Raw genomic sequence first — 25,770 nt, forward strand, 5'->3', positions numbered from 1 at the left:
AATGCTTGTGCCCCAATTACCCGTCATATTTTAAGTTGCAGGTGTGTTGATTGCACTCAATAACCCGAATCACTGACTGATGTCAGCTCATTGGGATTAATGAGCCTCATCCTTGAGGCTCACCCTGCGGGCTAGCAGAAATACTGTTCAAATCGGTTCCCGACCGATTTGTATCTCGTTTGCCGCCTGCCCACAACTTGAAGTCTATTGGGTATGTACCAGGAACAATGTCTCTTGATTGAGATAAAAAAAAAGCACCTGGCTTTGAGCTAAGTGCTTTTAATTAATGCGGCTTGTCCATTATCGTCAGAATCATCATCAGACCTGCTTTTATTGTTATTTGCAGTAAAAACGGCGAGCGTAGCTTATCTTTGACCATAATATACCCTAAATAATTCGAGTTGCGGGAAGGCGGCCAGCGCACATGCAGCTTGAAGTATGGCGGGTATAGATGTGACAACGGGGCAATAAATTGCCCCGTCGCAGAATATGTGGATGCCCTTAAGCATCGTCTCCAGTTTGATGAAGCCGAAGCAATCATCGGGAGGATGAGACGAATAGCATCCAAACATGTCCAAAATTGATGAACCATTCATCACAGCAGGACATAGGCGGTACCTCACTCAACGTGTCGTCCGATGTTTGATAAAGTGAATTCACACGATATCGGTTTGGTGGACGATAGGTACCAGTCTTAGGCATCATTCGATGGTTTATGAAGCGCATATTCCGCTTAACTGCGGGACTATCATAATAAGTTGAATGAGCAACTGTAAGTAATAATGCAGCTTGCGTGCCAAGTTTATTAAAAATAAATTAAGATTATGATTTAAAAGAAAAATAAACTTATTGAGCCGATTATTATCCACGTAATGCCCGCCAACTTGCATCAATTACTGCTGTTTTGTCGCCAATCCCCGACAGCAATCCCCTTATTAAATAAAAATGATATAAATCAAATATTTATATGTCTCCTATTTGAGACAGGTTGCAGGGCTATTGTCGCAATTTACCGACAAAACAATAAAGACATTTAAAATCAGTAAGTTAAAAAATATAGTGGCATTTAATTATCCGTGCATCTTTTGACCGCCCGTTACTCTTCCCTTTGGAGGCATGCTGTTTAAATCATTATTACTTTATAAATTATGAGGTTTGATAACTCACAAATATGAGTAACGTTGATTACTTGACTCAGGTACCGACAAGAAATTGCCAAAATGCAGCAAAAGAAAACACAGACAGCGACACTTATTGATAATCGCTCTAAAAATATGACCTTGTTTTTAGTGAACTTGCCACCTGGGAACTATCGATTAGTCGTTACAGGATTGGCAACCGACCACCAGATTTCTAGCAAAACCTTTCATATGACATTAGCGAATCAGACCACGGGGTATGACTCAATTTATTAAAGATAAATGAATATATCTTAAGCCCTTATCAGCATGCGTAAAAAAGGGGCATCAACTGATGCCCCTGTTATCACAATCAAAGCTGATTCACTTAACCTAATTGCTTACGCGCATTACGGAACATACGCATCCATGGGCTATCTTCGCCCCACTCTTCTGGATGCCATGAGTTACTGACGGTGCGGAAGACCCGCTCTGGGTGCGGCATCATTACTGTTGCTCGCCCATTGGCACTCGTCACCGCAGTAATCCCGTGAGCTGAGCCATTCGGGTTAGCCGGATAAACCTCGGTCACCTCACCCTGATTATTCACAAAGCGCAATGCCACCAGATTGTTCTGCTCAAGCTGCGCCAGATGGGCCGCATCACGCACTTCAACCCGCCCTTCACCGTGAGAAACAGCAATTGGCAGGCGAGATCCGGCCATCTCTTGCATAAACAGTGATGGACTATTGGCCACTTCAACCAAACTGAAGCGTGCTTCAAAGCGATCAGACAGGTTGCGGACAAAGCGTGGCCAATGTTCAGCCCCTGGAATAAGTTCACGCAGATTAGACATCATCTGACAACCGTTGCAGACCCCCAAGGCCAATGTTTCTGGGCGATGGAAGAAGGCTTCAAACTCATCACGAACCCGGTTGTTAAACAGAATAGATTTCGCCCAACCTTCACCCGCCCCCAGCACATCACCGTAAGAGAAACCACCACAGGCCACTAAGGTCTGGAATGATTGCAAATCAGTTCGGCCGGCCAGCAGGTCACTCATATGTACATCGATTGCATCAAACCCGGCACGATGGAAGGCGGCAGCCATTTCTACGTGGGAGTTAACCCCCTGCTCACGCAATACGGCCACTTTTGGCCGAACCTGCTTGATGATATAAGGTGCGGCAATATCTTCTGCGGGATCAAAGGTCAGTTGGACATTCAGGCCCGGATCAGTTTCAACCTGTTTAGCTTGATGCTCTTGATCAGCACAATCAGGGTTATCGCGCAGCCGCTGCATTTGCCAGGTAGTTTCTGCCCACCACAAGCGCAGAGTACTGCGTTTCTCGCGGTATACCACCTCAGTGCCACTGCGAATATCGAAGCTATCCCCCTCAACAGCACGGCCCAGATAGTGAACACAGTTTGCCAGACCGTGGTCTGCCAGAATTTTTTCCACCTCAGCACGCTGTTCAGCACGTACCTGAATCACTGCTCCCAGCTCTTCATTAAACAGCGCCGCCAGCGCGTCATCACCCAAGGTGTGAATATCAACCTGCACCCCACAGTGACCGGCAAAGGCCATTTCAGCCAGTGTCACCAGTAAGCCGCCGTCAGAGCGATCGTGATAGGCCAGTAATGCCTGAGAGGCCACTAAGCACTGCATCGCATTAAAGAAACCTGCCAGTTGCTGTACATCGCGCACATCAGCAGGTTTATCACCTAACTGACGGTAGACTTGCGTCAGGGCGGTTGCACCCAGGGCATTGTGGCCAGCACCTAAATCAATCAGTAACAGCGCGTTATCGCCTTTATCAGTGCGTAACTGTGGTGTCACCGTATGGCGAACATCTTCGATACGGGCGAAAGCAGTAATGACCAGAGAGAGCGGTGAGGTCATTTCGCGCTGCTCATCACCTTCCTGCCAGCGGGTTTTCATCGACATGGAGTCTTTGCCCACCGGGATGGTAATCTCCAGCGCAGGACATAGCTCTTCGCCCACCGCACGCACCGCCTCGTACAAACCGGCATCTTCACCCGGATGACCGGCTGCTGACATCCAGTTAGCTGACAGTTTAATGCGCTTTAGCTCACCAATCTGAGTGGCCGCGATATTGGTCAGTGCTTCGCCTACCGCCAGACGGGCTGAGGCGGCAAAGTCTAGCAATGCCACTGGCGCACGTTCACCCAATGACATCGCTTCACCATAGTAGCTGTCCAGACTGGCACTGGTAACCGCACAGTCGGCCACCGGAATCTGCCACGGGCCAACCATTTGATCACGTGTCACCATGCCGGTCACACTACGGTCACCGATGGTAATCAAGAAGGTTTTCTCTGCCACTGCCGGTAAATGCATCACCCGTTTGACCGCATCAGCGATGCTTATCTCAGCACGTTGCAATGCATCACCCTGTGCCTGAAGGCGGGTGACATCACGCAGCATCTTCGGCGTTTTACCCAGCAAGACATCCAAAGGCATGTCAATTGGTTGATTATCGAAGTGGCGGTCATTCAGTGTCAGATGTTTTTCTTCAGTGGCTTCACCTATAACGGCATAGGGCGCACGTTCACGGCGACAAATTTCATCAAACTGAGCCATCTGCGCGGGGGCAACAGCCAGAACATAACGCTCCTGAGACTCGTTACACCACACTTCCAGCGGGCTCATGCCCGGCTCATCATTGAGGATGTCACGCAGCTCAAAACGGCCGCCACGACCACCATCACTGACCAGTTCTGGCATGGCATTAGATAAACCGCCCGCACCGACGTCATGAATAAATAGAATCGGGTTGTGGTCACCTAACTGCCAGCAACGGTCAATCACTTCCTGACAGCGGCGTTCCATTTCCGGGTTATCACGTTGTACCGAAGCAAAATCCAGATCCGCATCTGACTGACCCGATGCCATGGAAGAGGCCGCGCCGCCACCCAGACCGATATTCATCGACGGGCCGCCGAGCACCACCAGCTTGGCACCGACTGTTATCTCGCCTTTTTGTACATGGTCGGCCCGAATATTACCGATGCCACCGGCCAGCATGATCGGCTTGTGGTAGCCACGTAACTCAGTGCCGTTATGACTGTTGACGCGCTCTTCATAAGTACGGAAGTAGCCCAGCAGCGCCGGACGGCCAAATTCGTTGTTAAAGGCCGCGCCGCCCAGTGGACCTTCGGTCATGATATCCAGCGCAGTCACAATCCGATCCGGCTTACCGAAATTCTCTTCCCACGGTTGTTCAAAACCGGGAATACGCAGGTTAGAAACAGAGAAACCCACCAAACCGGCTTTAGGTTTAGCGCCACGCCCGGTAGCACCTTCATCACGGATTTCGCCACCAGACCCGGTAGCAGCACCCGGCCAGGGTGAAATTGCCGTCGGATGGTTATGAGTTTCTACTTTCATCAGGATATGCGCCGCTTCCTGATGGTAATCATAAACGCCATTATCAGGTGCAGCAAAGAAGCGCCCGACCTGAGAACCTTCCATCACCGCCGCATTGTCTTTATAGGCTGACAACACGTAATCCGGCGTGTGTTCAAAGGTATTTTTGATCATTTTAAACAGTGTCTTAGGCTGAGAAACACCGTCAATTATCCAATCTGCATTAAAGATTTTATGCCGACAATGCTCAGAGTTTGCCTGAGCAAACATATACAGCTCAATATCCGTCGGGTTACGCCCCATACCGGTAAAGGCGGCCAGCAAATAGTCAATTTCATCTGGAGCAAGAGCCAGGCCCAGCTTAATATTAGCCAGCTCCAGTGCACTGCGGCCCTGCGCTAAGATATCCACCCGTTGTACTGGGGCAGGTTGATGATGAGAGAATAACTGCTCTGCTTGCTGCAAATCGGTGAATACCGTTTCCATCATGCGGTCATGCAGCAGCGCCGACAATTGCTGCCATTGGCTTTCATTCAGGTCTGGGCCTTGAATATAGAAAGCCAGGCCACGTTCCAGACGCAGAACCTGTGGCAACGCACAGTTGTGCGCAATATCCGTCGCTTTGGAAGACCACGGAGAAATGGTCCCCGGCCTTGGCGTAACCAGTAACAAACGCCCTTCTGGCGCATGTTCAGGGAGAGAGGGTCCATACTTAAGCAGCCGTTGGAGCCTGGCGTGTTCATCAGCACTTAACGGAGCGCTAACATCGGCAAAGTGAACATATTCGGCGTAGATATCACTCACCAAAAGGTGAGCATCCAGGCAACGGGACAGCAGTTTGGTAATACGAAAAGCCGACAAAGCGGGCGAACCACGCAGTATTTCCATAATCTAAGTTTCTCTCTCTTCGAAGCGACTGGAACAGCACTTCATTGGGCGCAGCATTTATTGGCGCAAAACAGGGGAAAACGCGGGCATTATAGTGAATCTACGCCTCCGACGAAACCGTTTGCGTAGCTATTATTAATAATTGAGTCAGAAATTGTCGTTATCTAGAGAACACCAATACTGAATAAATAAGCTCGCAATAAAGTTGCACACTGACGATTTGTTGCGCAAAATGCCACTCCACTGGGGTTTTAACCATGTCGATTCTTACTTCACAACACACACATAAAGAGCGCTGCCGAGAGATAACTATTTGACGCGCATAAAATTAAATTACTTTGTTATCGGTGTAGTTGCCTTACTTCTGGCCCTCGCGCTGTGGCCCAATATTCCCTGGCGCAGTAGTCAAGAAGGACAACTAGACCGTATAAAAGCCCGTGGCGAGCTACGTGTTAGCACGATTAGCTCACCACTTATCTACTTTACCGGAAAGGATGGCCCTTCCGGTCTTGACTATGAGCTGGCCAACCGTTTTGCGGACTATCTGGGGGTTAAGCTCGTCATTACCCCTCATCATAATATTGATGACTTGTTTGATGCACTTGATAACGATGATGCAGACATGCTGGCTGCCGGGCTAATTTATAACCGTGAGCGTCTTAATCGGGCGCGTACCGGCCCTGCCTATTATTCAGTCTCGCAACAGTTAGTATACCGATTGGGTAAACCACGACCAAAATCATTCAGTGATCTAAAGGGTCAATTGATTGTCGCCTCTGGATCGGCCCATATGACCACCCTCAAACAACTTAAGCAGAGCAAATATCCCGATCTTAACTGGGAATCATCCGTTGATCGTTCTGGCAAAGAGTTACTGGAACAGGTCGCGGACGGCAAACTTGACTATACCCTGGGTGATTCGGTGACAATTGCCCTACTGCAACGCATCCATCCGCAATTAGCGGTTGCCTTTGATGTTACGGATGAAGAGCCAGTAACTTGGTATTTCCAGAAAGGGGACGATGATAGCCTGTATGCCGCCATGCTCGATTTCTACAGCCAGATGGTTGAAGACGGTAGTCTGGCGCGGCTGGAGGAAAAATATCTCGGCCATGTCGGTAGCTTTGATTATGTCGATACCAAAACCTTCCTGTCAGCCATCGACAGTGTGTTGCCCTCTTTCCAATCCTTGTTTGAAAAACATGCCGGGGAAATTGACTGGAAACTGCTGGCGGCGATTGCTTATCAGGAATCCCATTGGAACCCACAAGCCACCTCACCGACTGGCGTGCGGGGGTTAATGATGCTAACCCGCGCCACAGCAAATGGTTTAGGGGTTAAAGACCGGGTTGATCCTGAGGAAAGCATTAAAGGCGGTTCCATTTACTTGCAGCGGTTAATGCAAAAAGTGCCGGAGACCATTCCAGAAGATGAGCGTATCTGGTTTGCGCTGGCCGCCTATAATCTGGGTTATGGCCACATGCTGGATGCTCGCCGCCTGACTAAAAATCAGAATGGTAATCCAGACAGTTGGGTTGATGTAAAAATGCGCCTACCGATGTTGAGTCAAAAGCGCTACTACCCAAGTACCACTTATGGCTACGCCCGTGGCCATGAGGCTTATAACTATGTGGAAAACATCCGTCGTTATCAGGTCAGTCTGGTGGGATATTTGCAGGAAAGAGAGAAAAAAGCAGCCCAACATGCCGCTATCGAAGCTGAGCTGGGTAAAGCTTATCCGGTTGTCGGCCCAGGCTGGTCAATCAATAACTAACATGATGCGAAAACACGTAACTAATCAATAGATTTCAAGATGCTGCCAGCAGTGGCCTCCTAGACGCAAGGCCCACGGATGGGCCGAATCATGACTGCCGCGCGAGTTTCAACGCCTTTTGCTGCTCACGTCGTAGGCGGAAAAAAGCACTTAATTGGTGGGAACACGTCTCTGCCAGTACCCCGGCACTGACCTCTATTTGATGATTCATCCCCGGATGGCGCAAGATATCCACCAGCGAACCGGCAGCACCGGTTTTTAAATCATTGGCCCCATAGACCAAGCGACGGATCCGGCTGTGTATCATGGCTCCGGCACACATTACGCATGGCTCCAGCGTCACATATAGCGTGGCTTCCAGCAGACGATAGTTCTGCACCACCTGCCCGCCTTGCCGTAGCGCCATGATTTCTGCATGAGCGGTAGGGTCGTTATCGCGAATAGACTTATTCCACCCTTCGCCAATCACCTGGTTGCCCAGCACTAACACCGCGCCAACCGGGACTTCTCCCTCTTCTTGTGCCCGCAGAGCCAGCGTCAACGCCCGTAGCATCCAGTACTCATCACTGTATTCAACAGGTAAATCAAATTCAGAAAACAAACTTTTATCAGCAGACACATTAACCTCTCTGGTACTTTGGCGGCGTGCATTATACACAGCCAGCGACAACCGCTATACCCGCTATCTCCAATATAAAGTAGCTCAGTCCATAATGATCGGTTAATGTTCCGGCAGGATATAAATCATTCCTGATATAAATTATCAGCATATGGAAGCCAGCTACATGAAGCTCAGCAAGAAAAATGCCGCGGTAGTACGTAAAACCCTGAATGGATGGGCCAGTGAAGGCGTTATCCCTGAGGAAGAGCATCAACGTTTGTTACAGAATATCGATGTTCAACCGTTTGACTGGCGCAGATTAGCCGGTTACGCCTTTCTTGCCGCACTGGCTTCGTTGGTTATCGCCATTGGCAGCCTGATGGCTGATACTTTCTTACTCAACTGGATAAGCCAGTTTTTCCGCTTTGATCCCCCGGTACGGGTGGTGGTCACGGCGATATTGGCCGCCGTATTTTACGGCTGGGGCTTTAACCGCCGCCGGCGAGATCCCAGTAAGATCTACAGTAATGAAGCCGTACTCTTTCTCGGCGTAATATTCACCGCAGCCGCCATCGGCCAACTCGGTGAGTGGTTGGATAATGGTAGTGGCCGCATCTCAGTATTACTGCTGTTGGGTACCGTCATCTATGGTGTGGTGGGCTGGTTTGGTCGTGCGCCATTAGTATGGCTATTTGCCTTGCTGTCACTGGGTAATGCGTTTGGGGCAGAAACTGGCTATTTGTCCGGTTGGGGTGCCTACTGGCTGGGAATGAGCTACCCGATACGCTTTATTGCTTTTGGCCTGCTACTTTGTGCAGCGGCACTGGTGTTGCAACCGCAGTTGGCACAACGTCGGCTAGATCGGGTGTCACAGGCGATGGGGCTGCTTTATCTGTTTATTGCCCTGTGGTTATTGTCTATTTTTGGCAATTACGGTGACCTGGACTATTGGTATCAAGTGCGCCAGATAGAGTTGCTGCATTGGAGTCTATTGTTTGCCATTGCCGCCAGCGTCGCTATTTGGCTGGGACTAAAACGAGATGATGCCATGTTGCGCGGCTTCGGCCTGACATTTTTGGCCATCAACTTGTATACCCGTTTCTTTGAGTTCTTCTGGGATGCGATGCCGAAAACTATCTTCTTCCTGCTGCTCGGCATTAGCTTGTGGTTACTGGGTCGGCATGCCGAACGAATATGGCGGCTCGGCCACCATGATAATGACGTCACACACTAGAGCCAAAACCACTTAAAATGGCGAATGACTGCAATGGGCGTTTATTCTAATTGCTGTAATTCGCCGCTTTTACTGACCCGCCAGCGATGCTCGCAAAAATACAATAGTGGGTTATCCTGCTTGCTGTCCGAGTATCCGCTATAAAGTTTCAGCGGCGATCCCAAACGCTGTTCCAGTTGCACCACTTTCTCTGGCCCCAAACAGCGCAGAGGTAGTACCCAGCCGCCATTACGCCGCGCCATGCGGCTACCGACCAACCGCAAACGGTGAATAAACGCCGAATCATGATAAACCTGCTCCACCAGCCGTTGCGGCGAGCCAGTTATCAACCATACCTGTGCGTCATGGCTCTCCAAATATTGGCGCAAACGCATCACGACCACGGGAAATTCGGTAACTTTTTGGCGAAAATCATTCACAAAACGTAATTCCAAATCTTTCAAATGCGCTTCGCGCCGACCGAAGGTTATCGCCCACAGTAACAGGCTCATTGGCCAACGAGCGCAACGACCGCCCTGCAGCAATCCCAACCCAATCACCGGCAGTAATGGGACCACCAGCAACAGATTTAGCGGCAAATGTCGCAACAAAAAACGCAAAAAACTGCCAAACATGTCCTGTTGATGTAACGTGCCATCCAGATCAAAGAATACAATGCGTTTGGCGTTTTCTGATAATGCCTCGGCCGTCCCCTCGCGGTTACTGTCAGTTTGCTCAAAGGTCGATGTGGCCTGCTCTGCGCTCAAACGTTACTCCTCAGGATCATTGAATCCCATAAACCAGTTAAATATGAAACCTGCAAGTATGGTGACAATCATCGCGACTAAATACAACATCACTTTGCCTGCGGCATCGAGGCCAATTATCAACGAGTGCTAATCCCCTGAGTGTGAGTCTTACAATGCTGCACGCAAATAGCCATTATGTTGCTGTAGATCCTGGCGAGCCTGCTCGGCACTCACGCCTTTCAGAATCATCAAAATGGCTGGTTTTACGTCAAACTCGGTTTGTGATAAGGCATTTTCAGCCTCTGCACGGCTGGCCCCGGTGGCTTCAACCACAATACGACAAGCGCGATCAACCAACTTCACGTTGGTCGCTTTCACATCTACCATCAGATTTTGATAAACCTTACCCAGTTTCACCATCGCCCCAGTGGATAACATATTCAGCACCAACTTTTGTGCAGTACCCGACTTCATACGCGTAGAGCCAGTGAGGGCTTCCGGCCCTACTACCGGTGAAATCGCAACCTGAGCTTCTTGCGCGATAGGAGAGTCTGGGTTACAAGAAATAGCCGCCGTTGGGCACCCAAGTTGGCGGGCATAGCGTAGCGCACCGATGACATAAGGCGTGCGACCAGAAGCTGCCAGCCCGACCACCATATCAGTTGCCATCAGCTTTAAATCTTGCAGATCCCGCACACCGAGCGCGATATCATCCTCAGCACCTTCCACCGCTTTGAATAAAGCACCCGGGCCACCGGCAATTAGACCAATCACCCTGCCATGAGGCACACCAAAGGTCGGTGGGCATTCGGAAGCATCCAGCACGCCGAGCCGACCACTGGTACCGGCCCCCAGATAAATGAGCCGACCACCTTGCTTTAAGGACTCCGCGGCTAAATCTACCGCTTGAGCGATAGCCGGTAACACCAAACGAATGGCCTCCGGCACTTTGCGATCTTCATCATTAAAGCAGGTCAACATTTCGAGCGTAGAGAACTTATCCAGCTCCATCGTGGCCGGATTACGACTTTCTGAAATCAATGATCCTAGATTCATGACATATTCCTCTTTGAATATTTAATTCGTAAAATTAAATATATAATTGAATATTATATTCTATAAAGCGACTATTTTCTTGCGCCATTCATCGAATGATCAGCAAAAAAGGGTGCTATGCTCCATCACTTGCCCTTTATCTTGAGTCTTTCCGGGTATTATTAAGTTCTCCCGCATTCAGGAACTGATTTATGAGTAGTCTTCTTCGCATTCGTCAGCTTTATCCAACGCTGGCACAAAATGACCGTAAGTTAGCCGATTTTCTGCTAACCAATCCTGAGCAGGCACGTCATCTTAGTTCGCAAAAGTTGGCGCTGCAAACCGGGGTTAGCCAATCTGCAGTGGTTAAATTTGCCCAAAAATTAGGCTATAAAGGCTTCCCGGCGCTAAAACTAGCCCTGAGTGAAATTGTCGCGGCCCCTGCACAGGCAGTGACACTGCATAATCAGATCTTGAGCACTGACAGTTTAAAAATCGTTGGGGAAAAACTCCTGAGCGAGAAAGCCGCAGCACTACGGGCCACCTTGGATATCAATAGTGAAGAACGACTTACGCAAGCATTAGAGATGTTATTGTCGGCACGACGGATTATTCTAACCGGTATTGGTGCTTCGGGGCTGGTGGCAAAAGATCTGGCTTATAAGTTACTGAAAATAGGCATTATGGCGGTCTCCGAAACCGATATGCATGCACAACTGGCCGCCGTACAAGCATTGGATGCACGGGATTTACTGCTGGCTATCTCATTTAGCGGCGAACGCCGTGAGATAAATCTGGCGGCTGAAGAGGCACAGCGTTGTGGTGCCAAAGTGCTGGCATTGACCAGTTTTTCCCCCAACAGTTTGCAGCAACGTGCCGATCATTGCTTATATACCATTTCGGAAGAACCCGCGATTCGCAGTGCCGCGATCTCCTCTAGCACCGCGCAATATGCTCTGACTGATCTATTATTTATGGCGATGATCCAACAAGACTTGGAAAGAGCGCAGGCGAGTATTAAGCACAGTGCGGCACTGGTAAAAAAACTGGTCTAAGGATACCAGAGGGGTATAATCCCCCGCAGTTGAGAATACCCGACCTAAGGTAAGAGAAAGCATGGCCCTGTTGATCACTCGTAAATGTATTAATTGCGACATGTGCGAGCCGGAATGCCCTAATGAGGCAATTTCCATGGGTGCAGAGATCTATCAGATTGATCCGATGCGCTGTACGGAATGTGTCGGTCATTACGAAACACCAACCTGCCAGTTGGTCTGTCCTATCGATAATACGATTGCTATCGATCCTGCCTGGGTTGAGAGTAACGAACAATTGTGGGATAAGTTTGTCCAACTGCATCACGCCGAACGTTTGTAATCCCCGCAGCAAGACTCGTTTTTAATACCAACAATATATTCGCGCATAACAAAAAGGGCGGCATTCGCATGCACGCCCCTGCTCTCTTTCACCACTATTCGCGGCTAAAACGGGCCTAGCTTTCAATAATTACGGTTGCGCAGGCATAACGTCGTTCATCGGCCAACGTTACATGTAAGGATTTGACACCCAGCTCAGCGGCCAATTCTGCCGCGCGCTGATGTAAACGCAGCGTCGGCTTACCCAGTGCATCGTTAACAACTTCAAACTGATTAAATGCCAAGCCATTACGAATACCAGTACCAAATGCCTTGGCCGCGGCCTCTTTAACGGCAAAGCGTTTTGCCAGAAAACGAATTGGCTGCTGATGCTGCTGATAGTGCTGCCATTCCGATGGGCTAAGGATACGCCGCGCCAGTTTTTCGCCACTGCGCTCCACCACCGCTTCAATCCTTGAAATTTCAACAATATCAGTGCCTAACCCCAAAATCGCCATTAACGACGCGCTTCCCGCATTAATACTTTCATCTCAGTAACGGCAGCCGCAAGGCCCGTCATTACTGCCTGACCAATAATTGCATGGCCGATATTCAGCTCATGAATCTCTGGTAAGGCTGCGATCGGTTGCACATTGTGATAGGTCAGGCCATGACCGGCATTCACTTTCAACCCTTTGCCTGCGGCATAGGTCGCAGCTTTGGTGATACGCACTAATTCAGCTTGACGCACCAAATCGGTGGTGGCATCTGCGTACGCGCCGGTGTGGATTTCAATATAAGGGGCACCCACAGTAACGGCTGCATCAATCTGGCGCATATCGGGATCGATAAACAGTGACACCAGAATGCCGGCCTCAGATAATCGGCTCACCGCAATGGTCATTTTATCGAGTTGACCGGCAACATCTAGCCCGCCTTCGGTGGTAACTTCTTGGCGTTTTTCCGGCACCAGACAGCAAAAGTGCGGTTGTAACTCACAGGCAATATCAACCATTTCATCGGTAACCGCCATCTCCAGATTCATGCGGGTCTGGATAGTTTGGCGCAAGATGCGTACATCTCGATCAGTGATATGGCGGCGATCTTCACGTAAATGCACGGTAATACCGTCGGCACCCGCTTGCTCGGCAATAAACGCGGCCTGAACAGGGTCGGGGTAAATGGTCCCACGTGCATTTCGTAATGTCGCAATGTGATCGATATTGACGCCCAACAACAAATCAGCCATGACAGCCCTCCAGATATGGATGCATCTTTAATAGGTCAATGAGCACGCAAAAACCGGCCCTTAAACGCATAAGTGCCTTGCAGTTTACACCGACTAGACTGTCAGCGGATAGGTTACTGTACGGGAAAGTTGATGATGGGCAGTTTAAAAATGAAGGTATTGCTACTACGGCACTGGATCCGCTGGTGGCTTAATCACAAACTGACGAAACAGTTCGCGACTTTTTAACGGTTTACCCCCCAAATAGGGTTTGAGGGCGATGCGGGTGAAGCGCTTGGCTGCACGTAAAGTATCGGCATCAGGAAATTCACGGTTAGCCAAAGCCGATAATTGGCGGCCAGTAAAGCTATAGTGATCAACCACCAAGCTGGCGATAAATCCTTTTTCTTCCCGATAGCGGTAGGTCATGGTCTCAGACACCGGCTGACCACTCCCCGCACAGTGGAGAAAATCCACACCATAGCCAAGATGAGCCAATATCGCCAATTCAAACTGGCGCAGGGCATATTCGGGCGATCCATCACTGCCTGCCAAAGCCTGTAAGCAATGCAGATAATCGAAGAATAAAGCAGAGTAATTGGTTTGATGTTCTAACACGCGGGAAAGCAGCTCATTGACATATAAACCGCTATACAACATAGAGCCAGTCAATGGAAGAGCCAGTGATACTGGCTCAGCACTGCGTAAGGTTTTAACTTCACCACGCCCGGTCCAGCGAACCAATAATGGCGTAAAAGGCTGCAAGCAGCCTTTTAGATTGGAGCGGCGACCCCGCGCACCTTTGGCCAGCACCCGCATGCGGCCCTCTCCTTCAGTAAATAAATCCAGCATCAAACTGGTTTCACTGTAGGGTCGCCCATGCAGGACAAATGCGCGTTGCCAACCGTCCATTGGCAAGTCTTACTTCAGATCGTCGGTATAGCCTAAGCTGCGCAATGCACGTTCGTCATCTGCCCAGCCTGATTTCACTTTCACCCACAGCTCAAGATGCACTTTTGCTTCGAACATTTGTTCCATGTCCTGACGGGCTTCAATACCAATGGTCTTGATTTTCGAACCTTTATTACCGATGACCATTTTCTTCTGGCCTTCGCGTTCAACCAAAATCAGCCCATGGATGTTATAACCACCGCGCTCATTTGGGACAAACTGTTCAATTTCAACTGTGACTGAGTAAGGTAATTCCTCACCCAAGAAGCGCATCAACTTTTCGCGAATGATTTCTGACGCCATAAAACGCTGAGAGCGGTCAGTGATATAATCTTCCGGGAAATGATGACCCGCTTCCGGCATAAGCTTGCGCACGATGCCAGCGATGGTATCCACGTTCATCCCTTTCTCGGCAGAGATTGGTACGACGTCCAGGAAATTCATCTGCTTACTTAAGAACTGAATATGGGGCAACAGCTTGGTTTTGTCTGTTACGTTATCAACTTTGTTGATCGCCAATAATACCGGGCATTGTAAACTGCGCAGCTTATTAACAACCATTTCATCGTCGGCAGTCCAATTGGTGCCTTCGACTACAAAAATCACTAATTCCACATCACCGAGAGAGCTGCTTGCCGCGCGATTCATTAAGCGGTTAATCGCGCGTTTTTCTTCAATATGCAGTCCCGGGGTATCAACATAAATGGCCTGATAAGGCCCTTCAGTATGGATCCCCATAATACGGTGGCGTGTGGTTTGTGGTTTACGTGAAGTGATGGAGACTTTTTGCCCCAACAGTTCATTTAGCAAAGTAGATTTACCCACATTCGGGCGACCTACAATTGCAATAAAACCACAATACGTTTTTTCTACTTCGCTCATTCAAGCTCCAACTGTTTCAGCGCTTGTTCCGCTGCCGCCTGCTCAGCTTTACGGCGACTTGAGCCGGTACCTATTACCGGTTCATTCAAGCCACTCACCTGGCAGTGGATAGTAAATTCCTGGTCATGTGCTTCTCCGCGAACCTGCACAACCAGATAAGAGGGCAATGGCAGATGACGGCCTTGCAAATATTCTTGCAAGCGCGTTTTCGGGTCTTTCTGCTTATCACCTGGGCTGATTTCTTCCAACCGACTGCGATACCAGTCGAGAATCAGCCGTTCAATCATATGAATATCGCTATCGAGGAATATACCGCCAATTAAGGCTTCGACGGTATCTGCCAAAATTGATTCACGGCGGAAACCACCACTTTTCAATTCACCCGGCCCAAGGCGTAAACATTCACCGAGGTCAAATTCACGGGCCATTTCAGCGAGTGTATTTCCTCTAACCAATGTGGCACGCATCCGACTCATGTCCCCTTCATCGACACGGGGAAAGCGACGATACAGCTCATTGGCAACAACGAAACTTAATATAGAGTCACCCAGGAACTCCAAACGCTCATTGTGTTTGCTACTGGCGCTACGATGAGTCAGTGCTTGCAGCAAGAGCTCCTGCTGTTGAAAAGTGTAGCCCAGCTTCCGCTGTAGCCTGTTTATTACGATGGGGTTCATGAGTTACCAATAGATCAAGAATGCGTCAAAAACTACAGCATACGGAACAGGTCTGATCCGCCAATATTGCAGGACAAAACTGTTTCGTTTGCAGTGGCTCCCATAAAGAAGCCAACTTTTATCGCTCGAAGGGTTATTCTACAACGAGTGGAAATATAATGCTGCGTTTAAATACCCTGCTTACTTGAAGTTGCAGCAGTGCTAGCGGCGTTCAAATCTACTCCCAGCAGATTTGTCACCCGAATTACTGACTTTTGTCGGTTCATCGGGATGTGCTCGTTTGCTACCTGGCTGCAACTCCACCATCTGGGTATAGCCGATACTAATGAATTCCACCAATTCGACTTAAACGAATACCCGTTGGCCATTCACCTTCTTGCTTTTCAAAACTCATCCAAATAGCAGTGGCCTTGCCAACTAGATTACGTTCCGGCACAAACCCCCAGAAGCGGCTATCTGCACTGTTATCCCGGTTGTCGCCCATCATAAAATAATGACCTTCCGGCACCACCCAAACCCCTAAAGGCTGGTTAGGTTGTTGATAATAAGCGCCTATCTGCTCCTGACGCCCAGGGACGGTCAGAATATGGTGTGCCACCGGTCCAAGAGTTTCGGTGCGCTCACGCAAACGTACACCACCATCAGGCACTGCCTGATTTGTCGGGATTTGGAAGAAGCCAGCAGAAGCCTCGCCATTGCCGCTATAGCGGAATGTCTGCACAAAATCGCTTGGCTCAGATGCACTGTAAGTAATTGGCAACGCACTATCACAAGAAGTACCGGTATTACATGCAGGCTGCACCGTCACTTCCTTGCTGATTGGATTATAGCTAACGCGGTCACCCGGCAAGCCCACTACACGTTTGATATAGTCCAAACGCGGATCGAGCGGATATTTAAATACCGCGATATCACCACGTTTTGGATGTCCCGTAGGGATCAGCGTAGTTTGCGTGATGGGATCTTTAATACCATAAGCAAACTTCTCAACCAGGATGAAGTCACCGATCAATAGCGTTGGCATCATCGAACCAGAAGGGATCTGGAACGGTTCGTAAATAAACGAACGAACGATAAATACCAGAGCTAACACCGGGAAGACTGAAGCACAAGTCTCTATCCAGCCAGGCTGCCTTGCCGCCTGTGCTAAAGTCTTATTATCTACAGCACAACCCGTTTGTGCCTTGATCGCCGCAGTTTGCGCATTAACTGCCGCAATTTTTGCCTGGCGAGCCGGTCCCCATTTAAACCGCTCGAAGCACCAGATAATCCCTGTCAGCAGTGTTGCTATCGCTAAAATCAAGGCAAACATGTTAGCCATCAAAACTCCTTATTTACTGTCTTTTCCAACGTGCAGAATAGCCAGGAAAGCCTCTTGCGGTAATTCAACGTTACCGACCTGTTTCATACGTTTTTTACCGTCTTTCTGTTTCTGCAAAAGTTTCTTCTTACGGCTAACGTCACCGCCATAACACTTCGCCAGTACGTTTTTACGTAACTGTTTCACAGTAGAACGGGCAATGATGTGGTTACCGATAGCAGCCTGAATTGCAATATCAAATTGCTGGCGCGGGATCAATTCTTTCATTTTCTCAACCAGATCACGGCCACGGTATTGCGCATTATCACGATGGGTAATAAGCGCCAGCGCATCTACACGCTCGTTGTTGATTAACACATCAACACGCACCATGTCAGAGGTCTGGAAACGTTTGAAATTGTAATCCAGCGAGGCGTAGCCACGGGATGTCGACTTCAGGCGATCGAAGAAATCGAGCACCACTTCAGCCATCGGAATTTCATACGTCAGCGCCACTTGGTTACCGTGGTAAACCATGTTGGTCTGCATACCACGTTTTTCAATACACAACGTGATGACGTTACCCAGGTATTCCTGCGGCAACAGCATATGACACTCAGCAATTGGCTCGCGTAGCTCTTCGATGTTGTTCAACGCAGGCAGCTTGGATGGGCTATCAACGTAAACAGTTTCCTGACTGGTGGTGATCACTTCATATACGACCGTCGGTGCGGTGGTGATCAACTCCAGATCGTACTCACGCTCCAGACGCTCCTGAATGATCTCCATGTGCAGTAAGCCAAGGAAGCCACAGCGGAAACCAAAGCCCAATGCGGTAGAGCTTTCTGGTTCGTAGAACAAAGAGGCGTCATTAAGACTCAACTTGCCCAGTGCATCACGGAAAGCTTCATAATCGTCTGAACTAATAGGGAACAGACCTGCATAAACCTGTGGTTTTACTTTCTTAAAGCCAGGTAATGACTTCTCCGCCGGGTTACGGGTCAGAGTCAATGTGTCGCCGACCGGTGCGCCTAAAATGTCTTTTATCGCACACACCAACCAGCCAACCTCACCGCAGTTCAACATATCGCGATCTATACGTTTTGGCGTAAAAATACCGAGGCGCTCAGCATTATAACTCTGCCCGGTACTCATTACTTTAACCTTATCGCCTTTACGCAATGAGCCATTTTTAATACGAATTAACGATACAACACCCAGATAATTATCAAACCAGGAATCGATAATTAGCGCTTGCAATGGACCATCAGGATCACCCTCTGGCGGCGGAATATCACGCACCAAACGCTCAAGGATATCGGGTACACCTACACCAGTTTTCGCTGAGCAACGTACCGCATCAGTCGCATCAATGCCCACGATGTCTTCAATTTCTTCCGCAACACGCTCAGGGTCAGCAGCCGGCAGGTCGATTTTATTTAAAACAGGAACCACTTCCAGATTCATTTCCATCGCGGTGTAGCAGTTCGCCAGCGTTTGTGCTTCAACGCCTTGCCCTGCGTCAACAACCAGCAACGCCCCTTCACAAGCCGCTAAGGAGCGGGAAACTTCATAAGAGAAGTCAACGTGACCAGGGGTATCGATAAAATTGAGCTGATAGGTTTGACCATCTTTAGCATGGTAATCAAGCGTCACACTCTGTGCCTTGATGGTAATACCACGCTCACGCTCCAGATCCATAGAATCCAGTACTTGAGCGGCCATTTCACGCTCAGATAATCCGCCACAAATCTGAATAATACGGTCCGACAGTGTCGACTTACCGTGGTCAATATGGGCAATAATAGAAAAGTTTCTTATGTGCTTCATTTATATGAATTTTTCTCTAGTCGTTGTCTTTAATTAATTATTGGTGGACACAGCGATGGACTCAAACCCAAAACTACCCACATAAATATGCACGCATCTTACACTGTAAGTCTGCCTCGTGAAAGGCATCACACTTAGCTTGTTAGCTGATTTATCCTGTAAAAATGTATCAACGCCTTACCTTACATCGCTATTGATAGTACATACTCTTAGCGCTGTTCCGTGCTGATATCCCGGTAAAAATAGTTTAATACCAATAACTTTATTGTACCTATCGCTTATAAAGCGCACTAGTGTCTATTATTTAACTGATTATAATCAGCACGATAGATACCCTACCTGCCTAATTTAGGGGTGCACATATTTCTATTTTGTCGAACTGATGATTAATTCATTTTCGGAAAATGCTCATTTACCCTGTCGGATAATAATTTAAAGTATTCATGTGACTTTATAACAACCAAGTGAAATATCCTCTTGGCGGCCATATGGAGAATATTATGATCGATGAAGGAAAAATACTGAGCCGCCATGAGTTTAGAAAAAATAACTCCAGAGCCACTATCGTCGCAATAATACTTATATTAGTATTTAGTTTTATAATAATTACCTTATCAATAGCGACATCTATTTTTTCAACCCCATCAATTCTTTCGATCTTATGTGTCGCTATTGCAGCTATCTCGCTGAGTACCTTCCTGTATTTGCGCTTACACTGTAATCCAATGTTTACCTACTTTCTTTATGAGAAAGGAGTACGGGTCTTCAATCATCACAGTGGAAATGTCTATTTTATTACATTTAATAAAATACAATACATTCATAAATACCATACAGGAGTAAACCCTAATGGCAAAATTAACACAATGGCATTTCGCACCTCTAAACTGCAGCCATGGAATATTATAATTAATAATATAACTAATGCTTACCCGCTGATAAACACAATAATCCATCAACAAGTCATGCATGTCGGGATAGTAAGTTTAAACTCTTTATCCCGAGGGAAAAAAATTATATTTGATGTAATTAAAAAGAATGACAACTGGCTAAAATCACTCATATACCATGGTCTTTTAAATGTAATCATGGTGAAAAATGTTCAGATAGATACAACTCCACTTTCACTTAGTGCACACTCATTAATTACAACAGACGGTATTATCAGCATTGAAGACATCCTGCGTGTCGAGACGTTACGCGAGAAAGATCATGATAAAATACGCTTATTTGATGCTAAAGGTAACATACTTTTCTCAGTAGATTACTCAGCGCTTATCAGTGCCGATCTTTTTATTGCTTTAGTTGAACATATGATACAGAACCGTATTCCGGCCTATCATGGGTAAGAGGAAAGGAATTATTCTGTTACTGAATTCGTATAGTCGTTGGGGGTAAACCAATCTGTAGAATCATTGGTTGATAGTCACTCTGTCCTTCAATTCTGCTGGCTAATGTTCTGGCGAGCAAAAAACCTAGCCCCGCACCTAAAATAGCGCCTAGAGCAGTAAAAGCATCGGTGACAAATAAAGCCTGAAATAAACCGCCACCCGCAATCAATCCGGCTAAAGGCGTTAGATAAACCAAAGAAGCAGAACGTAATAAACTCCCCTCACTAACACCGACTTCAACCTTTTGGCCAGGTTCAAGCGGTTGCGAGATAGCTATTTGTAATTGGTGCTCCGACTCCGGCCCCAATTCATTTAATAAATGACTACCGCATCCAGTGCGCGCATTGCAACTCCCACAACCAGACTGTGGTTCACAACGCAATAGAGCAACACCATTTTGCCACGAAATAACTGTAGCCCATTCTTTCATCATTTTGTTGATTCCAAAACAATACTGTCAGCGATACGTTTTGCAGTTGTAGGCGGAAGCTCGCCAACTATGGTAATTTCAACATTATTACGAGCTTCAGTATGCACAGTTCTACGACCTTGACGTAAGGATTGCTCTGAAGGCGCATCTTTACCCGCCGGATTTATATTTACTGAAAAACTGAATAACCCATCAGAATATAATCGTGATTCTGTTGGTGCCTCCATATTCGGTAATGTACGGCGACTGCGTGAAATCTCGGAAACACCTTCCGGCAACCAACGTGGGGCCCAGGTAAAATCAACCTTGGTTTTAGCAGGTAATGCAAGTAATGGCGGTAAAGAGAGCTTTACCAGACCTTGCAAAATATCCTGAATAGGTTCACCGATAGCAAAAGAAATCACACGAAATTGCTCAAGTGTTTCACCATCACGATCTAACAAATCTACCCGCATTGGGAGTTTGCTCGTTTCATCCATCCAAATAATATAGCTGTATCGGGTACTGTCACGGGCGACTACCCGAATAACCTGACATGGTCGGTCTGCAATACGGGCACGGCCAAGTGCAATATAGTTATAGTATTTTGACAGCTTTTCAAAATCGGGGAATACGATAGACGGCAATGCATCGACTATATGTTCACCCGCCAGAGTGAAAGCATCGAAACCAGGTTCGAAATAACTTATTTCATTACCACGCTGTAAGATCTCAGTACGTGGGCCATCCATACGCAGCAATTGCGCAAAGGTTTTTTTATCTAAAATAGCATGTCGATAGCGAAGAGAATCAATCCCTTGCTTATTAACATTAATGTAGGATAGCTCATAGTTGAGCGACTGGCTGGCACTGCTCATTTCCTGCAACATTGCTATCGGCGTCGTTTCCGCCGAAGCAATTGTTGGCATGAACAGGCTGCCCGTCATTAAACAGACGGAGAACCAAAGTTGCTTCATTACTGCTGCTGCATTCCTAAGGACTGAGTTCCGGGAACCTGAATAGCGGCTTGTGTCGATGTTGAAGGCTGCTGCAACACGTCAGTTTGTGGCAAGCGGCGTTGCAATTCAAAATCTTGCAATTGAGTCATCATATTGACTCGCCGACGTTGCTCCTGAACCTGATGCTGTTGAGACGTTCCGAAAGAACCATCAGCAGGCACACCAAAACTTACTGGCGAGGCTTTACCCATCATCGGTAAGGTATTAAATGCAGGTGATTCTGGTTGCAAATTACCTGATTCGGGCTGGTTGTATTGTTGAACCCCAACAATTACCGCTAGAGAAACACACGCGGCAACCCCAACCTGAGTAATCTGGCTGGCCCATGGGCGAACTTTTTGCCAGAAAGGCATTTTCTGCCAGACATGAGGTTGTGGCTGAGATTCAGGCACAGCAATAGGTACAAAACGAGCAGGCTCGTTTTTGAGTGCCTCTGCGACTCGGCTGGCGATATCCAGATGCAAGACTTCACCAACATCCCCCCGCAGGGTATCACGGATTAAATGGTAGCTCTGCCAGCTTTGCTGCAATGCTTTATCTTTCGATAAAGAACCAAGCAGCTCACTATCGAGAGTTTCTCCGTCCATCAGAGCGGAAAGCTTTTCTTTCTGCATGCCAAATACCCTTTATGTGTCCGCTTATCGCTGAATTAGCGGCTGAACTTTATTATCGATAGCCTCTCTGGCACGGAAGATACGGGAACGAACAGTACCGACCGGACAGTCCATAATCACAGCTATCTCTTCATAGCTTAGACCATCTAACTCCCTGAGTGTAATTGCCATCCGCAGATCTTCAGGAAGTGACTCTATGGTTTTAAAAACTATCTGCCTCAATTCTTCAGACAACATTAAGTTCTCAGGGTTCGATATTTCTTTCAATGCACCCGCATTTTCGTAATTTTCAGCATCATTTGCATCCACATCACTGGATGGTGGGCGCCGCCCCTGAGCAACTAAGTAATTTTTTGCTGTATTCACAGCAATACGGTAAAGCCACGTATAGAAAGCGCTATCGCCACGAAATGACTCCAATGCACGATAAGCTTTGATAAAAGATTCCTGAACTACATCAGGGACATCACCCTGAGGCACATAGCGGGATACAAGGCTCGCAACCTTATGCTGGTATCGAATTACCAGTAAATTGAACGATTGCTGATCACCTTTCTGGACCCGTTCAACCAGCATCTGATCCGTTAACTGCTCGCTCATCCGAGGTGAACTCTCCCGAAATCTATCCTCACGCTAAAAGTAGTACTGCCAGCCATATCTTTATTTTCCTGAGCAAGCACACGCTTGGAGTTTATAAAAATTGCAAAGTTCCATGTTGCCAGATTATTTGTCTGAATATTCTTTAGACATCTTATAGCCATAGCTTTTGCTCTGGCAGATAGGCTAACATGAATTTCACTCTTCTTCTGCACACATCATACGATATGCAATCATCATCTGAACACGTTAGCGATGTATTGATCATCGGGAGTGGCGCTGCCGGTTTGTCATTGGCTTTACGCCTGGCGCCACATTGTAAAGTAACTGTTCTCAGCAAAGGGCCACTTAATGAAGGTGCCACTTTTTATGCTCAGGGAGGTATTGCTGCCGTTTTTGATGAAACTGACAGCATTAGTTCACATGTCGATGACACCCTGATTGCTGGGGCCGGGCTTTGTGACAAAGACGCCGTAGAGTTTATTGCCAGTAACGCCCGCTCTTGCGTGCAATGGCTTATTGATCAAGGCGTCCTGTTTGATACCGAAACCAATGCCAGCGGCGAAGAACGTTATCACCTTACCCGTGAAGGCGGCCATAGCCATCGCCGTATACTGCATACTGCTGATGCTACAGGTAAAGAAGTAGAAACCACCCTGGTAGGTAAAGCAAGGACCCACCCTAACATTTTAGTGAAAGAACGCTGTAATGCTGTCGATCTTATCACGTCCAATAAAATTGGTCTGACGGGCACTAAACGTGTGGTCGGCGCTTATATCTGGAACCGGGAGCTTGAGAAAGTTGAAACTTTTCGGGCTAAAGCGGTCGTTTTAGCTACCGGTGGTGCCGCCAAAGTTTACCAATATACCACTAACCCCGATATCTCTTCTGGCGATGGTATCGCCATGGCATGGCGTGCTGGGTGTCGTGTCGCTAATTTAGAATTTAACCAATTTCATCCTACCTGCTTGTTCCATCCGCAAGCGCGTAACTTCTTACTGACCGAAGCATTACGTGGCGAAGGTGCTTACCTTAAGCGCCCTGACGGCAGCCGCTTTATGCTTGATTTTGACCCCCGAGGGGAGTTGGGCCCGCGTGATATCGTCGCCCGCGCCATAGACCATGAGATGAAGCGCCTCGGTGCTGATTGTATGTATCTAGATATCAGTCATAAACCGACTGATTTCGTGATGCAACACTTCCCGATGATCTACGAAAAACTACTGTCGCTCGGTATCGATCTGACCAAAGAAGCCATTCCTATCGTACCTGCTGCTCACTATACCTGTGGCGGTGTAATGGTAGACCAACATGGGCGTACTGACCTGGATGGTTTATATGCGATTGGCGAAGTCAGCTATACCGGCTTGCATGGCGCTAACCGCATGGCTTCTAACTCTCTACTCGAGTGCCTGGTGTATGGCTGGTCTGCCGCTGAAGATATTCTTATGCGCTTGCCACATGCCAAATTGGCGAAACATTTGCCAGACTGGGACGAAAGCCGTGTTGATAACTCTGATGAACGTGTCGTCATTCAGCATAACTGGCATGAACTGCGTTTATTCATGTGGGATTACGTCGGTATTGTGCGCACCACCAAACGCTTAGAGCGCGCTTTACGCCGTATCAACACATTACAGCAGGAGATTGATGAATATTATGCCAACTTCCGTATCTCCAATAATCTGCTGGAATTACGTAACCTCGTGCAGGTCGCTGAGTTAATCGTGCGCTGTGCCATGGAGCGTAAAGAGAGCCGTGGTTTGCATTATACGCTTGATTATCCTGATCAAATAGAGAATCCACAGCCTACCATTCTCCATCCATAATAGCTTTTCAGGGCGCGGTTCACTATCGCGCCCTGCTTATCCTGATTTTTGACTTATCACTACAACCACTTATCACGATAACTAATAGTTGAGATAAAACTCGCTGATCAACTGACAAAACTCAGGGGAATAGACCCCTTCAGATTGACGCAAAGCTAAATGCTGATACTCCGTCTTTCCCGTCTGGCGCGATAACGTCAATAACATTCTATTTAGCGGCTTACCAGGACGATCCCTGATGTCTACTTGGCAGTGAACGAACCAGTTTTGTTGAATAGCAAGGCGGGAGAGTTCAATTCCCAAGTCATGAGGTAAAACCACACAAAACGCACCGCTCGGTGTGATAAGCTTCTCAGCACAGTTTAGTAAAGCATCATGCGTTAAGGAGCCGGTGTAACGCGCAGTATCGCGGGCCTCATCCCGGCAGGCGACCGCCGGAGCAAAATAAGGTGGATTGCTGACAATCAGATCATACTGATGAGGGTGGTTTTCAGCAAACTGGTGCACGTCCTGCTGATAAATACGAACCCGCTCAGCCCAGGGAGATGACGCCGCATTGCTGCTTGCCTGCCGTGCGGCTTCTGGCTCCAGTTCAACGCCATCAATCAATACCTCAGATGTTGAACGTTGAGCAATCATTAGAGCAATAAGTCCACTGCCACAACCGATATCCAGCACTTTACGGGCTTTTTCCACCGGCACCCAAGCCCCAAGTAGAACACCATCAGTGCCTACCTTCATCGCACAGCAATCATGTGCCACAAAGAATTGTTTAAAAGTGAAACCACCACCACGTAACACCGGTTTTTTTTTCAATTGTTCGCCCACATTAGTCACCAGAATCCATAACCGGCGTAGCATAGGACAATATGATTGAAGGGAAAAGACATCATTACCGCTTAAACAGGTGAAGAATTCG

Annotated in this window: 22 protein-coding genes and 1 pseudogene; 6 read left to right on the forward strand and 17 right to left on the reverse strand. The window is 47.9% G+C overall.

Annotated elements, in window-relative coordinates; translation table 11 throughout:
- Positions 1-1,506: 1,506 nt before the first annotated feature.
- Positions 1,507-5,397 carry a phosphoribosylformylglycinamidine synthase gene (gene purL / locus ACWJJO_RS16920; protein ID WP_372569478.1) on the reverse strand — a complete coding sequence of 1,297 codons (3,891 nt, stop codon included), beginning with the start codon at positions 5,395-5,397 and terminating at the stop codon, positions 1,507-1,509.
- 313 nt (positions 5,398-5,710) lie between these two features.
- Here purL and mltF point away from each other — a divergent pair, with 313 nt between their 5' ends.
- Positions 5,711-7,171, forward strand: coding sequence for a membrane-bound lytic murein transglycosylase MltF (gene mltF / locus ACWJJO_RS16925; RefSeq protein WP_481091279.1), 1,461 nt, complete (start codon positions 5,711-5,713; stop codon positions 7,169-7,171).
- Between the two features lie 88 nt (positions 7,172-7,259).
- On the opposite strand, the gene tadA is transcribed toward mltF, so the two are convergent.
- Positions 7,260-7,829, reverse strand: a complete 570-nt coding sequence (gene tadA / locus ACWJJO_RS16930; RefSeq protein WP_481091280.1) for a tRNA adenosine(34) deaminase TadA — start codon at positions 7,827-7,829, stop codon at positions 7,260-7,262.
- Positions 7,830-7,956: 127 nt separating this feature from the next.
- On the opposite strand from tadA, the gene ACWJJO_RS16935 reads away from it, so the two are divergent.
- The gene (locus tag ACWJJO_RS16935; RefSeq protein ID WP_083164126.1) at positions 7,957-9,006 is read left to right on the forward strand and encodes a DUF2157 domain-containing protein; all 1,050 of its coding nucleotides are present in this window, start codon (positions 7,957-7,959) and stop codon (positions 9,004-9,006) included.
- 41 nt (positions 9,007-9,047) lie between these two features.
- Here the strand turns inward: ACWJJO_RS16935 and yfhb are convergent, their stop codons facing one another.
- The 3 genes and pseudogenes from yfhb to murQ all read right to left on the reverse strand — a co-directional run bounded on the left by yfhb (position 9,048) and on the right by murQ (position 10,790).
- Entirely contained in the window at positions 9,048-9,752 is a 705-nt protein-coding gene (yfhb, locus tag ACWJJO_RS16940; RefSeq protein ID WP_193784796.1) for a phosphatidylglycerophosphatase C, read from the reverse strand.
- 3 nt (positions 9,753-9,755) lie between these two features.
- A pseudogene (locus ACWJJO_RS16945) lies at positions 9,756-9,851 on the reverse strand (PTS transporter subunit EIIC); the annotation flags it as partial.
- A 51-nt stretch (positions 9,852-9,902) separates the two neighbouring features.
- Positions 9,903-10,790, reverse strand: a complete 888-nt coding sequence (gene murQ / locus ACWJJO_RS16950; RefSeq protein ID WP_083163147.1) for an N-acetylmuramic acid 6-phosphate etherase — start codon at positions 10,788-10,790, stop codon at positions 9,903-9,905.
- A gap of 191 nt (positions 10,791-10,981) precedes the next feature.
- Between murQ and ACWJJO_RS16955 the strand changes: the two genes are divergently transcribed.
- Positions 10,982-11,824, forward strand: coding sequence for a MurR/RpiR family transcriptional regulator (locus ACWJJO_RS16955; RefSeq protein ID WP_083163145.1), 843 nt, complete (start codon positions 10,982-10,984; stop codon positions 11,822-11,824).
- Positions 11,825-11,885: 61 nt separating this feature from the next.
- Positions 11,886-12,146, forward strand: a complete 261-nt coding sequence (locus ACWJJO_RS16960; protein WP_032906988.1) for a YfhL family 4Fe-4S dicluster ferredoxin — start codon at positions 11,886-11,888, stop codon at positions 12,144-12,146.
- A 115-nt stretch (positions 12,147-12,261) separates the two neighbouring features.
- Here the strand turns inward: ACWJJO_RS16960 and acpS are convergent, their stop codons facing one another.
- From acpS to lepA, 7 genes are all read right to left on the reverse strand, one after another.
- The gene (acpS, locus tag ACWJJO_RS16965) at positions 12,262-12,642 is read right to left on the reverse strand and encodes a holo-ACP synthase (RefSeq protein ID WP_083163143.1); all 381 of its coding nucleotides are present in this window, start codon (positions 12,640-12,642) and stop codon (positions 12,262-12,264) included.
- The gene (gene pdxJ / locus ACWJJO_RS16970) at positions 12,642-13,373 is read right to left on the reverse strand and encodes a pyridoxine 5'-phosphate synthase (RefSeq protein ID WP_083163141.1); all 732 of its coding nucleotides are present in this window, start codon (positions 13,371-13,373) and stop codon (positions 12,642-12,644) included. The genes acpS and pdxJ overlap by 1 nt, the downstream gene beginning before the upstream one ends.
- A 165-nt stretch (positions 13,374-13,538) precedes the next feature.
- Positions 13,539-14,264 carry a DNA repair protein RecO gene (gene recO, locus ACWJJO_RS16975; protein ID WP_083163139.1) on the reverse strand — a complete coding sequence of 242 codons (726 nt, stop codon included), beginning with the start codon at positions 14,262-14,264 and terminating at the stop codon, positions 13,539-13,541.
- 9 nt (positions 14,265-14,273) lie between these two features.
- A complete protein-coding gene (gene era / locus ACWJJO_RS16980) occupies positions 14,274-15,185 on the reverse strand; it encodes a GTPase Era (protein WP_083163137.1) in 912 nt (303 codons plus the stop codon).
- Positions 15,182-15,862, reverse strand: coding sequence for a ribonuclease III (gene rnc, locus ACWJJO_RS16985; RefSeq protein ID WP_083163135.1), 681 nt, complete (start codon positions 15,860-15,862; stop codon positions 15,182-15,184). The genes era and rnc overlap by 4 nt, the downstream gene beginning before the upstream one ends.
- Before the next feature lie 322 nt (positions 15,863-16,184).
- Entirely contained in the window at positions 16,185-17,183 is a 999-nt protein-coding gene (lepB, locus tag ACWJJO_RS16990; protein WP_481091281.1) for a signal peptidase I, read from the reverse strand.
- Between the two features lie 9 nt (positions 17,184-17,192).
- Positions 17,193-18,992 (reverse strand): translation elongation factor 4, encoded by a 1,800-nt coding sequence (lepA, locus tag ACWJJO_RS16995; protein WP_083163131.1) that lies wholly within the window; start codon positions 18,990-18,992, stop codon positions 17,193-17,195.
- A gap of 500 nt (positions 18,993-19,492) precedes the next feature.
- Here lepA and ACWJJO_RS17000 point away from each other — a divergent pair, with 500 nt between their 5' ends.
- Positions 19,493-20,341 (forward strand): hypothetical protein, encoded by an 849-nt coding sequence (locus ACWJJO_RS17000; protein WP_481091282.1) that lies wholly within the window; start codon positions 19,493-19,495, stop codon positions 20,339-20,341.
- Between the two features lie 19 nt (positions 20,342-20,360).
- On the opposite strand, the gene rseC is transcribed toward ACWJJO_RS17000, so the two are convergent.
- The 4 genes from rseC to rpoE are packed head-to-tail and all read right to left on the reverse strand — an operon-like array spanning position 20,361 to position 23,025.
- Complete coding sequence (gene rseC, locus ACWJJO_RS17005) at positions 20,361-20,816, reverse strand: SoxR-reducing system protein RseC (RefSeq protein ID WP_442847610.1); 456 nt, start codon at positions 20,814-20,816, stop codon at positions 20,361-20,363.
- Positions 20,813-21,769 carry a sigma-E factor regulatory protein RseB gene (rseB, locus tag ACWJJO_RS17010; RefSeq protein WP_083163124.1) on the reverse strand — a complete coding sequence of 319 codons (957 nt, stop codon included), beginning with the start codon at positions 21,767-21,769 and terminating at the stop codon, positions 20,813-20,815. Before rseB ends, rseC begins: the two co-directional genes overlap by 4 nt.
- Entirely contained in the window at positions 21,769-22,425 is a 657-nt protein-coding gene (gene rseA, locus ACWJJO_RS17015) for an anti-sigma-E factor RseA (RefSeq protein ID WP_083163122.1), read from the reverse strand. Before rseA ends, rseB begins: the two co-directional genes overlap by 1 nt.
- Positions 22,426-22,449: 24 nt before the next feature.
- Positions 22,450-23,025 (reverse strand): RNA polymerase sigma factor RpoE, encoded by a 576-nt coding sequence (rpoE, locus tag ACWJJO_RS17020; protein WP_005159396.1) that lies wholly within the window; start codon positions 23,023-23,025, stop codon positions 22,450-22,452.
- A gap of 224 nt (positions 23,026-23,249) precedes the next feature.
- Here rpoE and nadB point away from each other — a divergent pair, with 224 nt between their 5' ends.
- Positions 23,250-24,851 (forward strand): L-aspartate oxidase, encoded by a 1,602-nt coding sequence (gene nadB / locus ACWJJO_RS17025; RefSeq protein ID WP_481091283.1) that lies wholly within the window; start codon positions 23,250-23,252, stop codon positions 24,849-24,851.
- Positions 24,852-24,932: 81 nt separating this feature from the next.
- On the opposite strand, the gene trmN is transcribed toward nadB, so the two are convergent.
- On the reverse strand, positions 24,933-25,679 hold the full coding sequence (trmN, locus tag ACWJJO_RS17030; RefSeq protein WP_481091284.1) for a tRNA(1)(Val) (adenine(37)-N(6))-methyltransferase TrmN: 747 nt from the start codon (positions 25,677-25,679) through the stop codon (positions 24,933-24,935).
- Positions 25,680-25,770: the final 91 nt, after the last annotated feature.

It is taken from the genome of Yersinia antarctica, from assembly GCF_056636475.1.